We start from the raw sequence: 12370 nt of genomic DNA on the forward strand, positions 1-12370 counted from the left end.
GACCGACGCAAAAAAAAGCGGCCCGAAGGCCGCCTCTTTACCGGGAACTGCCACGGACTTATTGCACCGTTTCCATCACGGTCCATTCACCGCCTTTGACCTGATACAGCGTGATACCGCCGGACTTGAGGTCACCCTTTTCGTCATAAGCGATATTGCTGGAGGTGATACCGGCAAACTGAATCGCCGCCAGCTTTGGCAGATAGGCACTCGGTTCGGCCGACCCAGCCTGCTTCATGGCCTCAATCATGGCGCGGGTCGCGTCATAGGCGTAGGGCGAATAAATCTCCACGTCTGAGTTGAACTTGGCCTTGTAGCGCGCGGCGTAGTCGGTGCCACCCGGCATTTGCTCAAGCGGAACACCGGCCAGCGAGGCAATGGCACCTTCGGCGGCTTCGCCGCCCAGGCTCACGAAGGTCGGCGACTTGACCATCTCGCCGCCCATGAACTTGGCTTCGATCCCCAACTGCTTGATCTGCTTGACCATCGGGCCGGCCTGCGCATCAGCGCCGCCGTAGTAGATCAGGTCAGGCGCGGTGCCTTTGATGTTGGTCAGGATGGCGGAGAAGTCGGTGGCCTTGTCATTGGTGAACTCGCGCTTGACGATTTCACCGCCAGCGGCCTTGACGGCTTTCTCGAACTCGTCGGCCAGACCCTGACCATAAGCGGTGCGGTCGTCGATGATGGCGACTTTCTTGGCCTGCAGCTTCTCAACCGCAAACTTGCCGGCCACCGAGCCCTGCTGGGTGTCGGAGGTCATGGCGCGGAAGGTGGTCTTGTAGCCCTGAGCGGTATACACCGGCGAGGTCGCCATGGCGATCTGCGGAATGCCGGCATCAGAGTAAACCTTGGACGCGGGGATCGAGGTGCCCGAGTTGAAGTGACCAATCATGCCGTTGATACCTTCATCGACCAGCTTCTGGGCCACAGAGGTACCGGTCTTCGGGTCGGCCATGTCGTCTTCGGACATCAGCTCAAAACGCACCGGCTTGTCGCCGAACATCGGCTTGCTCGCGTTGGCCTCGTCCACTGCCAGCACGACGCCGTTCTGCATTTCCTTGCCGTAGTGCGCCTGGGGGCCGGTCAAGGGCGCGGCAAAACCGAGCTTCACGACCATTTCCGCGACCGGGGCCGGTGCGGCGGGTGCTGTAGCGGTTGCCGGTGCCTTGGCCTCTTCCTTGCCGCAGGCACTGACCAGGGCTGCTGCTACTGCCAGCGCCGACAGCTTGAGAATCATTCTACGTTCCACGGGGTCGTCTCCTTGTTTTGTCGTGGTTCAGTACAAACGGCCATGGGCGCCGTGTTGGTGCCCTTCCGTCTCATCATGGATGCTTGGGCCATGTCCCAGTTCCGGGCCATGACAGCCCGTGCATTCGTGTGCAGCAGTCAGCATATCGCTGCCGCATATCAATTGGAAATCGCCATCAAACTCGCGTTGCCGCCCGCGGCGGCGGTGTTGATGCTGACCGTACGCTCAATCACCAAGCGGGTCAGATCATAGGCAACCGACGGGCACAGCAGTGACACGATGGGACCGGGCCGGCCGGCCAATTGGCGACGCAGGTCGTCGGCAAGCGCCGCGTCGCCATCGAACAGCAGCACCTCGAAAGGCGCGGCCATGACATCGGCCACCACACTCACCCGCTCGCGCACCGGCGCGGGCAAAGCGTTGACCATCGTCTCCAGCCCCGGCCGCGCGGCCAGCGCAATCCGGCTGCCCGTGGCCAGCGTGGCGGCAATCTGATGCAGCCAGGCGGCGTTGGTCTCGGCCACGCCGGCCAGTTGCGTGCGCGGCAGGAAGCGCATCCGGTTGTCTTCACCGGTCGGGCCGGTCATCACCAACTCGCGCCCGGCCATGCTGGCTTGGCGATAGGCGTCGAAGTGATCGAGAAGCAACACCACTTCATCACCGCGGATGAACGCCCGCGCCGGGCCATCCAGCCACTCGGCAAACGCCGTCAGCACCGGATCGGCGATCGGCGCCAGCGCGGCGGCCTCATGCGGCGCAGCGGCGCCGCGCACCAAGCGGTGCAGATACAGCGGGCCGCCCGCTTTCGGGCCGGTGCCCGAGAGCCCCTCGCCGCCGAAGGGCTGCACGCCCACCACGGCGCCGATGATGTTGCGGTTGATATAGATATTGCCCACATGCGCCCGGCTGGCCACAAAGGCGATGGTCTCGTCGATGCGTGAATGCACCCCCAGTGTCAGGCCGTAGCCGGTGTCATTGATCGCATCGACCAGCACACCCAGATCCTGGGCACGGTAGCGCAACACATGCAGCACCGGGCCAAACACTTCGCGCTTGAGGCTGGCCAGCGAGGTGATCTCAATCAGTGTCGGCGCCATGAAAGTGCCGGCGGAGCACGCCTCGGGCAACGGCATGGCCGAGCATTCGTAGCGATCACGCATCGACGCCACATGGGCTTCGAGCTGCTCACGCGCCGCGGCATCGATCACCGGGCCGATGTCGTTGCGGACATCTTCGGGCGAGCCGATCCGCAACTCCGACACCGCGCCTTTGAGCATGCCAATGGTGCGATCGTAGATTTCATCTTGCAGACACAGCACACGCAGCGCCGAGCAGCGCTGACCGGCGGAATCGTAGCTGGAGGCAATCACATCGGCGACGACCTGCTCGGGCAAGGCGGTGGAATCGACGATCAGCGCGTTCTGCCCGCCAGTCTCGGCAATCAGCGGAATGTCACCGCCGCGTTGAGCCAGCGTGCGTTGAATCAGGCGTGCCACTTCGGTCGAGCCGGTGAACATCACGCCGCAAGTGCGCGCATCGGCCACCAAGGCCGAACCGACCACCTCGCCGGTACCCGGCAAGAACTGCAAGGCAGCCACCGGCACGCCCGCCGCATGGAGCAGCGCCACGACTTTGGCGGCAACCAGCGGCGTTTGCTCGGCGGGCTTGGCCAGCACCGGGTTGCCAGCGGCCAAGGCTGCGGCCACCTGACCGGTGAAGATGGCGAGCGGGAAATTCCAGGGGCTGATGCACACCACCGGACCGAGCGCCGGATGCGCCACGGGGTCAAAATGATCCGCTGCCTGACGACCGTAGTAGCGGCAGAAATCGACCGCCTCGCGGATCTCGGCAATCGCGTTGGCGTAGGTTTTTCCCGCCTCACGCACGAGCAACGCAATCAGTGCTGGAGCGTCGGCCTCCATGGCATCGGCGGCGGCAAACAACATGACGGCGCGCTGTGGGGCCGGGGTGGCGGCCCATTCGGGCGCAACGTCGGCAGCGGCCGCCAACGCAGCCTGCACCGTGGCGGCATCCGCCTCGATGACCGTGCCGACCACATCATCGCGACGCGCCGGGTTGGTCACGTTCTGTGGGGCCCCCTCCACTGCCGCACCGACTACCATGGGCTGCACATTGACGGGGGTGCCACGCGATGCCTCCAGCGCCGCGGCAAGACGCGCTCGGACGGCCTCGCTGGAAAGATCGAAACCGACCGAATTCAACCGTGCGGCACCGTACAGGTCCCGCGGCAGCGCAATCGCCGGATGCGGCGCACCGGCCAGACGCTCGGCGACCTCGATCGGATCGGCAATCAGTTCTTCAACGGGTACGTTTTCGTCGACGATGCGGTTCACAAAACTGGAATTGGCGCCGTTTTCGAGCAGACGTCGAACCAGATAGGCGAGCAGAGTTTCGTGACTGCCAACCGGCGCGTAGATGCGTACCAGACGGCCCATCTTGCCGGAACCGACGACCTGGTCGTACAAGGTTTCACCCATGCCGTGCAGGCACTGGAACTCATAGTCGCCGACATGGTAGTTGCCTTCCGCCATGTGATACACCGCCGCTAACGTGTGAGCGTTGTGAGTGGCAAACTGCGGATACACCACGTCGCGCGCGGCCAGCAGTTTGCGGGCGCAGGCCAGGTAGGACACATCAGTGTACACCTTGCGGGTATAGACGGGGTAGCCCGGCAGACCGTCGATCTGCGCACGCTTGATCTCGCTGTCCCAATAGGCGCCTTTGACCAGACGGATCATCAGCCGGTGACCGCTGCGACGGGCCAGATCGATGATGAAGTCGAGCACGGCAGGCGCACGCTTCTGGTACGCCTGCACAACAAAGCCGATGCCGTCCCAACCGGCCAGATCGGGATCGAGCGCGAGGGCTTCGAGCAAATCCAGCGAGGCGTCGAGGCGGTCGGCCTCTTCGGCGTCGATATTCAGACCGATGTTGTAGCCCTTGGCAAGCAGGCACAGGGCTTTCAGGCGGGGCAGCAGCTCGCGCATGAAACGGTCGCGCTGCGCCCACACATAGCGCGGATGCAGCGCCGAGAGCTTGACCGAGATGCCGTTGCCGTCGACCACGCCGCGCTGGCCGGCGTCCTGGCCGATGGCATGGATGGCGGTTTCGTAGTCGCGGGTGTAGCGCTCGGCGTCGGCGGCGGTCATGGCCGCTTCGCCGAGCATGTCGAAGGAGTAGCGGTAGCCGCGCTTCTCGCAGGCCTTGGCGCGCTCGATGGCTTCGTCGATGTCCTGCCCGGTCACAAACTGCTCGCCGAGCATGCGCATCGCCAGGTCCATGCCCTTGCGAATCAAGGGTTCGCCACCACGTGCGACGATCCGGTTCAGTGCCGCACCGAGGCGCTTGTCGCTGTTGGTGGACACCAGACGCCCGGTCACCAGCAAGCCCCAGGTTGCGGCGTTGACGAACAGCGACGGGCTTTGGCCGATGTGCGCGCGCCAGTCACCACGGGCGATCTTGTCGCGAATCAGCCTGTCGGCGGTGGCGCGGTCGGGCACGCGCAGCAGCGCTTCGGCCAGACACATCAAGGCCACGCCCTCCTGACTGGAGAGCGAGAACTCCTTCATCAGTGCGTCCACACCGCTCGAGCGGCTGCGTTTCTCGCGCAAGCCCACCACCAACTTGCGGGCCAGCGCATGAATCTGCGCACCCAATTTGGCGTCTGTCCGGGCCGCCGCCACCAACATCGGCACACAATCCGGCTCAGGCGTCCGGTAAGCCGCATCAATTGCCAGACGCAGGTCGCCGCGATCTTCCGGCGTCAGCGCCGCCGCTTCGCGGCTTTGGGGTGACAGGGCCATGCAAGACTCCTTTGGACCGGTTTCGCCATTGCGATGCCCGGCGTGACACGGGTTGGGGGTGCAAACGGACGACGGCACACGACCATCAAGCCCCGCAGTCTAAGGACTCCCGAGCCGCAGGTAAATCAAGCCAGGGGCATGTCTGAACGTCTTGGCAACCCTGTTCCACCGGCGCACCAAGAAGGAAAAATTCGCCCTCGGCGACACCACACGGAGGCGGGGCACGCAAAAAAAAACCGCGGCCAAATCGGGCCGCGGTGGGTGGTCGCTGAGTGCGTGAAATTACGCTTCGGCGTGGTAGCGAGAGACCCGCTCAACCTCATTTCTCGAGCCCAGAATCACCGGCACACGCTGGTGGAGCTTGTGCGGCTGAATATCCATAATGCGCTCGTGGCCCGTGGTCGCCGCGCCGCCCGCCTGCTCGACAATCATTGCCATCGGGTTGGCTTCGTACATCAGGCGCAGCTTGCCGCCCTGCGCGCGGCATTTGTCATCCACCGGATACATGAACACACCACCGCGGGTGAGAATGCGGTGTACATCAGCCACCATGGAGGCGACCCAACGCATATTGAAATCGCGCCCACGCGGACCATTCTTGCCTTCCTGCATTTCGCTGACGTAGCGCTTGATCGGCGCCTCCCAGAAGCGTGCATTAGAGGCGTTGATCGCGAACTCCTGGGTGTCGACCGGCACCGTCATAAACGGGTGGGTATAGACGAAGCTGCCCATCTCGCGATCAAGCGTGAAGCCATGCACGCCATCACCCACGGTGAGGATCAACTGCGTGGATGGGCCGTACAGCGCGTAGCCCGCCGCCACCTGCTCGCGGCCAGCCTGCAAGAAATCGGCCTCTACCGGCTCGACGCAGCCCTCGGGGCAACGCAGCACCGAGAAGATGGTGCCGACGGAAATGTTCACATCAATGTTGGACGAGCCATCGAGCGGATCAAACAGCAACAGGTAGCCGCCCTTGGGGAACTCACGCGGGATCGGGCGCACATCCTCAACCTCTTCAGAGGCCATGCCGGCCAGGTGACCGCCCCACTCGTTAGCCTGGATCAGGATCTCGTTCGCGATCACATCGAGCTTCTTTTGCGCCTCGCCCTGCACATTGTCCGAGCCCGCTTCGCCCAACACGCCGGCCAGCGCGCCTTTGGAGACATTGACGCTGATTGCCTTGACCGCCCGAGCCACCACTTCGATCAGCAGGCGCAAATCGGCGGTCGTGCGCCCGGCGCGCTGTTGTTCGATGAGGAACTGGGTGAGCGAAATTCGTTGCATGGAACAGACTCCAAGGGGGTTCATGTGTCGTGACTGGCGAATTATCCCGTTTTCGGCGCTTCACTGCACGTTGGCGGTATCATTCCGGCTCACTTCCGGCGCCAGCGCCGGTGCCAATTCTCCAAAAGCACACACGATTCCCCGAATGCACGTCATGGTTCTGGGCGCCGGTCTCGCCGGCGTCACCTCCGCCTGGTATCTGAACAAAGCCGGCTTCGACGTGACCGTTGTCGAGCGCCAGAGCGCGCCGGCGATGGAGACCAGTTTCGCTAACGGCGGGCAGATTTCGGTGAGCCATCCCGAACCTTGGGCCAACCCCTCGGCACCAATGACCGTGCTGCGCTGGCTAGGCGACGACGCGGCGCCGCTGCGCTTCCGACCACGGGCCGACTGGCGCCAATGGCTCTGGAGTGCTGCGTTTCTGCGCGAATGCCTGCCTTGGCGAACCGACCGCAACACCGCGGCCATCGCCGCCCTCGCCCGCTACAGCCGCGAGCAGCTGCAGCACTTGCGTGACGACAGCGGAATCGACTATCGCCACCAGAAAAAGGGCATTCTGCATTTGTTTTTCGGCGCCCGCGAAGCCGACGAACCCCTCAAACGCGCCAAGGCATTGGCGCACCTTGGCATTCATGCCGAAGCCTGCGACCAGGCGCGCTGCATCGCGATTGAACCCGCACTCGGGCAACTGCCGGTCGCGCCGACCGGCGCGCTCTATGCGCCCGACGATGAGTCCGGTGATGCCCATGGTTTCACCGTGGCGCTCACGCACGCATTACAGACCAAAGGGGTGACGTTTCGTTACGACACGACCATCGAGCACATCCGTCACGAAGGTGGGCGCGTCACCGGCGTTGAAGTTGCTACCACCGGCGGCCAGACCGAACGCCTCGAAGCCAACGCCTATGTGATCTGCCTCGGCAGTTACAGCCCCTTGGTGGTAGCGCCGCTGGGCGAATATCTGCCGGTCTATCCGGTCAAGGGGTATTCAGTCACGCTGCCGGTGATCGACCCCACCCTTTGCCCCGAAGTCAGCCTCACCGACGAGGCGCGACGCATCGTCTGTTCGCGCTTTGACGATCAGTTTCGGGTGGCCGGAACGGCCGAACTCAATGGTTACGATCTGAAAATCGACGCGGCGCGTTGCCGTAATCTGCTCGACTGGGTTGGCCAGAACTTTCCGGGCGCAACCGATTTGTCGGCTGCCGAACCCTGGTGCGGGCTGCGCCCCTCGACACCGAGCAATCGCCCGCTGATCGGCAAGGGCAAGATGATCAATCTGTACTACAACACCGGCCACGGATCGCTCGGCTGGACGCTGGCTTGCGGCTCGGCAGCGGCGCTGGCCGACTTGATGTCAGGTACGCCACCGGTACCGGCCTTTCCTTTTCTCGCGGCGCGCTTCGACTAGGGCGTTTGCCCTCAATCCGCTTTTGCCGTACTGCAACTGACATCTGCCAGCGCTGCGGGATTGCCGATCTCGCCGGTCTCGAAATTAAAGCCCAAAGTTTGAAGATGGAAGGCCAGTGCGGCATCCATCCCGGTCGCGTGCGTTTCAAACCAGGCCGGCAACTCTTCCACCAAACGACGCCCCAACGCGAGATCGCCCTTGGCGACACGCTTGCGCACGTCATTGACAACGGCCAGCACACGGTCGTGCTCGGCCCGGTGACACCCCGGGAAATTCACCTTATCCATCCAGGCATTTTCCTGGTCGAAGTGGGCAACAGTGTGCGCTACAAACGCGTCCAGGCGGTCCAGAAATTCGGCATCGTCGGCCTGAACCATCGCATTGTAGCAATCGACGAATTCACGATGGGTGTCGTCCATCGGGGCGAGCCCAAGCTCAAGATTGTCGGTCCATTCCATGATTGCCATAACGCGCTCCGGGGTGAGTCCTGACCTTGTTTATAGCGAAGGCACGACAGCAAAGAGGTGACGCATGTCAATCTCACGCTGCCGTCCGGCAGGCGGCGACACGGTATGCATTCAGATTTATTTAATAACCTTGAGGTGGCTGCGCCCGGCGGCGGGTTTGTCTCCCCCACCAGTAGGCGGCGTGGGCTCATCGGCGGTGTTCGGCACATCGGCGTCGGACGCCCCGGCATAGGTTTCGGCCTCGAAACCCATCCCGTGACCATTTTCCTGGGCATAGACGGCGACGACGTTGCTGACCGGAATGCGCACCCACTGCGCCACGCCACCAAAGCGAGCTTGAAACTGGATGATGTCATTCCCCAAGTCGAGCTGATGTGTCGCGTCAGTGCTTACGTCGAGCACGATCTGCCCGTCTTGTGCCGTTCCGGGCGGAATACGCACATGTTCATCGACCACCGCCGCAATATGCGGGGTCAGTCCCTGATCGGTGCACCACGCGTGGATCGCGCGAATCAAGTAGGGTTTTGTAGAGACGTCTGACATTCCATTTCCTGCAGCTCGGCTGCGGGTCTGGCGAAGATTTCACCATCCCCGCAGCGTCAAATCAACGGCGCATGACCTTTTCGGACGGGGTCAGCGAATCGATAAAGCCCTGACGGCTGAACACACGCTCGGAATACTTCATGAGCGGTGCGGCCGCTTTTGGCAGATCGATGCCGTAGTGCTCCAGACGCCACAACAGCGGCGCAACGGCCACGTCGAGCATCGAGAAGTCATCACCGAGCATGAACTTCTGATTGGCAAACATCGGTGCCAACTGGGTCAGCTGCTCACGCACCTGAGCCCGCACCTTGTCGGCGCCTTTCTGGTTCTTTTCCAGCAGATCGATACCGGCGAACAGTTCCTGCTCAAACGTGTGCAGAAACTGACGCGCGCGGGCACGCATGATCGGATCAGGCGGCATCAGCTGCGGGTGCGGAAAACGCTCATCAATATACTCATTGATGATGTTGGCCTCATGTAAAACGAGGTCGCGATCGACCAGCACGGGCACACGGTTGTACGGGTTGATCACGGCAATATCTTCAGGCTTGTGATCGAGATCGACATCGATCACCTGAAAATCCATACCTTTTTCAAAGAGCACAATCCGGCAACGGTGGCTAAAAGGGTCCGTCGTTCCGGAATACAAATTCATCATGACAGTAACAGCTCCATGAATGCTCAACGCCGCATGCCAAAAGGCATACGGCGCCAATGATCACCGGTGACCGCCAACATGGCGGTCAGCCGATCAGTGAATATCTTTCCAGAAGTTCTTCTTGAGCAGGTAGCTCAGGACGAACAAACCAGCCAGAAATAGAAGAACGAAGGTGCCGATGTTCTTGCGGCTTTCCGCCATCGGCTCACCCATCCAGACCATGAAGGACACGAGGTCGGCAACCGTCTTGTCGTACTCCGCAGCCGTTTGCGTACCCGGCTTGCTCAGTTCGAGCGAGACTTCCTTGTGCATGCCGCCGTGACCGTCATCCTTTTCTTCAATATGGGCCACCTGATCGCCCTGCAGTTCCCACAACACATGGGGCATGCCGACGTTTTCGAAGACCTTGTTGTTCCAGCCAGTGGGCCGGCTCGGATCACGGTAGAACTGGCGCAGATAGGTGTAGAGCCAATCCGCACCGCTGCCGTCGCCCGACGCACGTGCCCGGGCAACCAGGGTCAGATCCGGCGGCGGCGCACCAAACCAGAGCTTGCCGTTGTCCCGCGTCATGGCGATCTTCATCTGCTCACCGATCTTGTCGGCGGTAAACAGCAGGTTGTCCTTGATCAGATCTTCGGACAGTCCGATATCCTTGAGGCGGTTGTAACGCACAAAGCTGGCGGCGTGGCAGTTGAGGCAGTAGTTCACAAACACCTTGGCGCCATTTTGCAAGGCGGCCGGGTCAGTGCTGACCGGCGCCTTGTCCAGATGCAGCGCTGCACCTGCGGCCATGGCCACAACTGGCGCAAACAGAGCAGCCGCCAACAGGCGCTTTACGAATTTCATTGCACGCGTTTTCATCAGGAAGTCACCCTTTCCGGTTCGGCTTTGCATTTATCCATCTTGCTGTAGAACGGCATCAGCAGGAAGAACGCGAAGTACAGCACCGAGCAGATCTGCGTCGTACGGTCCTTGATGCCACCGTTGTCAGGCGGCTGAACGCCCAGATAGCCAAGAATGAAGAAGATGATCACAAAGAGCACCAGCGCCGTCTTGAAGATCGGACCTTTGTAGCGGATCGACTTGACCGGGCTACGATCGAGCCACGGCAGGAAGGCGAAGATCACCACCCCGGCGCCCATGGCAATCACGCCCCAGAACTTGGCGTCCAGACCGAACAGCGGATAGGTCACGGCGCGCAGCAACGAGTAGAACGGCGTGAAGTACCACACCGGCGCGATGTGCGGCGGCGTCACCAGCGGATCGGCCGGCAGGAAGTTGTTGTACTCAAGGAAGTACCCGCCGCCCTCAGGGGCGAAGAACAGCACAGCCGAGAACACGAACAGGAAGCCGACCACACCGACGATGTCCTTCACCGTGTAGTACGGGTGGAAGGGGATGCCGTCGAGCGGAATACCGTTGGCGTCTTTCTTCTTCTTGATTTCGACACCGTCAGGGTTGTTGGAGCCGACTTCGTGCAGCGCCACGATGTGGGCGAGCACCAGACCGATCAACACCAGCGGCACGGCAATGACGTGGAAAGAAAAGAAGCGGTTCAGGGTGGCGTCCGAGACGACGAAGTCGCCACGAATGACCAGCGCCAGGTCCGGGCCGATCACGGGGATGGCCGAGAACAGGTTCACGATCACCTGTGCGCCCCAGAACGACATCTGCCCCCAAGGCAGCAGATAGCCCATGAAGGCTTCCGCCATCAGCGCGAGGAAAATGCCCACGCCGAACAGCCAGATCAGTTCCCGCGGCTTCCGGTAGGAACCGTAGAGCATCCCGCGGAACATGTGCAGATACACCACGACGAAGAACGCGGAAGCGCCCGTCGAGTGCATGTAGCGGATCAACCAGCCGCCCGGCACATCACGCATGATGTACTCGACCGCCGCAAACGCCACCGGCACGCCAGAGGCATTGAGTGAGGCGTCCGGCTTGTAGTGCATGACCAGGAAGATGCCGGTCACGATCTGGATCACCAGCACCATCAGCGCCAGTGAACCGAAGAAGTACCAGAAGTTGAAGTTCTTCGGTGCGTAGTACTCGGACAAATGCGCCTTCCAGGTCGACGTCAGCGGAAAACGCTCGTCAACCCAGTTCAGCAGAGCTTGAGATTTCGTCGTCATGAGTTATGCCGTCCCATCTTCGCCAATCAGGATCTTGGTGTCCGCCAGGTACTTGTGCGGCGGAATGTCCAGGTTCGTCGGGGCCGGCTTGCCGGCGTACACCCGAGCGGCCAGGTCGAAGGTCGAACCGTGGCAGGGGCACAGGAAGCCGCCCGGCCAGGCATCGCCCAGGCCACTTTCGGCGCCAATCTTGAACTTCTGGGACGGAGAACAGCCCAGGTGCGTACAGATGCCGATGGTAACCAGGAATTCGGGCTTGATCGAACGCGCCTTGTTCTTGGCATACTCGGGCTGAACTGACTTGTCCGACGCCGGATCGGCCAACTGATCATCCAGCTTGTCCAAGGTCGCCAGCATCTCTTCGGTGCGACGCAGAATCCAGACCGGCTTGCCTTGCCACTCGACCGTCATCATCTCGCCCGGCGCCAGCTTGCTGACGTCGGCCTCGACCGGCGCACCCGCTGCCTTGGCGCGCTCCGACGGTGTCAGGCTTGCCACAAACGGAACGGCTGTTGCCGCCGCTGCCGCGCCACCTGCGACCGACGTGGCCAGCAACAACTGCCGACGGCCACTGTCCATCTTTTCCTCAACGCTCATGAGCCCATTCCCCGCAAAAAGGAAGCAAAAATGCTAGATACAAAAACCGCGAGAGTATAACGAATATGGCAGCGCGAAAAAACCCCGATCTTTCAAAAACTTTTATAATCAAACGCTTACAACGAAAGTCGGAAGCGTTTTTTGATACAAATCAGGCCCAACACGCCAAAAATGCTGCGCAACAACATCGCAGCTGGCTAATTTT

The 12370-nt window shown here is 61.7% G+C and carries 10 protein-coding genes; 1 reads left to right on the forward strand and 9 read right to left on the reverse strand.

All coding sequences use genetic code 11. The features are described from left to right. Nucleotides 1-58: 58 nt before the first annotated feature. The 3 genes from FHP91_RS20255 to FHP91_RS20265 all read right to left on the reverse strand — a co-directional run bounded on the left by FHP91_RS20255 (nucleotide 59) and on the right by FHP91_RS20265 (nucleotide 6357). Nucleotides 59-1249: a branched-chain amino acid ABC transporter substrate-binding protein gene (locus FHP91_RS20255; RefSeq protein ID WP_246116389.1), complete on the reverse strand. Its 1191-nt coding sequence runs from the start codon at nucleotides 1247-1249 to the stop codon at nucleotides 59-61. A 158-nt stretch (nucleotides 1250-1407) separates the two neighbouring features. Next, nucleotides 1408-5073, reverse strand: a complete 3666-nt coding sequence (putA, locus tag FHP91_RS20260; RefSeq protein ID WP_144311287.1) for a trifunctional transcriptional regulator/proline dehydrogenase/L-glutamate gamma-semialdehyde dehydrogenase — start codon at nucleotides 5071-5073, stop codon at nucleotides 1408-1410. Nucleotides 5074-5355: 282 nt separating this feature from the next. After that, a complete protein-coding gene (locus FHP91_RS20265) occupies nucleotides 5356-6357 on the reverse strand; it encodes a class 1 fructose-bisphosphatase (protein WP_144311288.1) in 1002 nt (333 codons plus the stop codon). A 145-nt stretch (nucleotides 6358-6502) separates the two neighbouring features. Between FHP91_RS20265 and FHP91_RS20270 the strand changes: the two genes are divergently transcribed. Next, a complete protein-coding gene (locus FHP91_RS20270; protein WP_144311289.1) occupies nucleotides 6503-7768 on the forward strand; it encodes a D-amino acid dehydrogenase in 1266 nt (421 codons plus the stop codon). 11 nt (nucleotides 7769-7779) lie between these two features. Here FHP91_RS20270 and FHP91_RS20275 read toward each other — a convergent pair whose 3' ends face one another. From FHP91_RS20275 to petA, 6 genes are all read right to left on the reverse strand, one after another. After that, nucleotides 7780-8235, reverse strand: a complete 456-nt coding sequence (locus tag FHP91_RS20275; protein ID WP_144311290.1) for a hemerythrin domain-containing protein — start codon at nucleotides 8233-8235, stop codon at nucleotides 7780-7782. A 117-nt stretch (nucleotides 8236-8352) separates the two neighbouring features. Further along, nucleotides 8353-8778 (reverse strand): ClpXP protease specificity-enhancing factor, encoded by a 426-nt coding sequence (locus FHP91_RS20280; protein ID WP_144311291.1) that lies wholly within the window; start codon nucleotides 8776-8778, stop codon nucleotides 8353-8355. A gap of 61 nt (nucleotides 8779-8839) precedes the next feature. Beyond that, the gene (locus FHP91_RS20285; RefSeq protein WP_144311336.1) at nucleotides 8840-9436 is read right to left on the reverse strand and encodes a glutathione S-transferase N-terminal domain-containing protein; all 597 of its coding nucleotides are present in this window, start codon (nucleotides 9434-9436) and stop codon (nucleotides 8840-8842) included. 93 nt (nucleotides 9437-9529) lie between these two features. Continuing rightward, entirely contained in the window at nucleotides 9530-10297 is a 768-nt protein-coding gene (locus tag FHP91_RS20290; RefSeq protein WP_144311292.1) for a cytochrome c1, read from the reverse strand. Then, nucleotides 10297-11568, reverse strand: a complete 1272-nt coding sequence (locus tag FHP91_RS20295) for a cytochrome b (RefSeq protein ID WP_144179067.1) — start codon at nucleotides 11566-11568, stop codon at nucleotides 10297-10299. The genes FHP91_RS20290 and FHP91_RS20295 overlap by 1 nt, the downstream gene beginning before the upstream one ends. A gap of 3 nt (nucleotides 11569-11571) precedes the next feature. After that, entirely contained in the window at nucleotides 11572-12165 is a 594-nt protein-coding gene (gene petA / locus FHP91_RS20300; protein WP_144311293.1) for a ubiquinol-cytochrome c reductase iron-sulfur subunit, read from the reverse strand. Between the last annotated feature and the right edge of the window lie 205 nt (nucleotides 12166-12370).

Origin of the sequence: Denitromonas halophila (genome assembly GCF_007625155.1) — a bacterium.
GTDB lineage: Bacteria > Pseudomonadota > Gammaproteobacteria > Burkholderiales > Rhodocyclaceae > Nitrogeniibacter > Nitrogeniibacter halophilus.

What these genes read in the sequence shown, in the direction of transcription:
- putA (WP_144311287.1), bottom strand. Translation starts at nt 5,073, where the DNA reads ATGGCCCTGTCACCCCAAAGCCGCGAAGCGGCGGCGCTGACGCCGGAA.
- FHP91_RS20265 (WP_144311288.1), bottom strand. Translation starts at nt 6,357, where the DNA reads ATGCAACGAATTTCGCTCACCCAGTTCCTCATCGAACAACAGCGCGCC.
- FHP91_RS20270 (WP_144311289.1), top strand. Translation starts at nt 6,503, where the DNA reads ATGCACGTCATGGTTCTGGGCGCCGGTCTCGCCGGCGTCACCTCCGCC.
- FHP91_RS20275 (WP_144311290.1), bottom strand. Translation starts at nt 8,235, where the DNA reads ATGGCAATCATGGAATGGACCGACAATCTTGAGCTTGGGCTCGCCCCG.
- FHP91_RS20280 (WP_144311291.1), bottom strand. Translation starts at nt 8,778, where the DNA reads ATGTCAGACGTCTCTACAAAACCCTACTTGATTCGCGCGATCCACGCG.
- FHP91_RS20285 (WP_144311336.1), bottom strand. Translation starts at nt 9,436, where the DNA reads ATGATGAATTTGTATTCCGGAACGACGGACCCTTTTAGCCACCGTTGC.
- FHP91_RS20290 (WP_144311292.1), bottom strand. Translation starts at nt 10,297, where the DNA reads ATGAAAACGCGTGCAATGAAATTCGTAAAGCGCCTGTTGGCGGCTGCT.
- FHP91_RS20295 (WP_144179067.1), bottom strand. Translation starts at nt 11,568, where the DNA reads ATGACGACGAAATCTCAAGCTCTGCTGAACTGGGTTGACGAGCGTTTT.
- petA (WP_144311293.1), bottom strand. Translation starts at nt 12,165, where the DNA reads ATGAGCGTTGAGGAAAAGATGGACAGTGGCCGTCGGCAGTTGTTGCTG.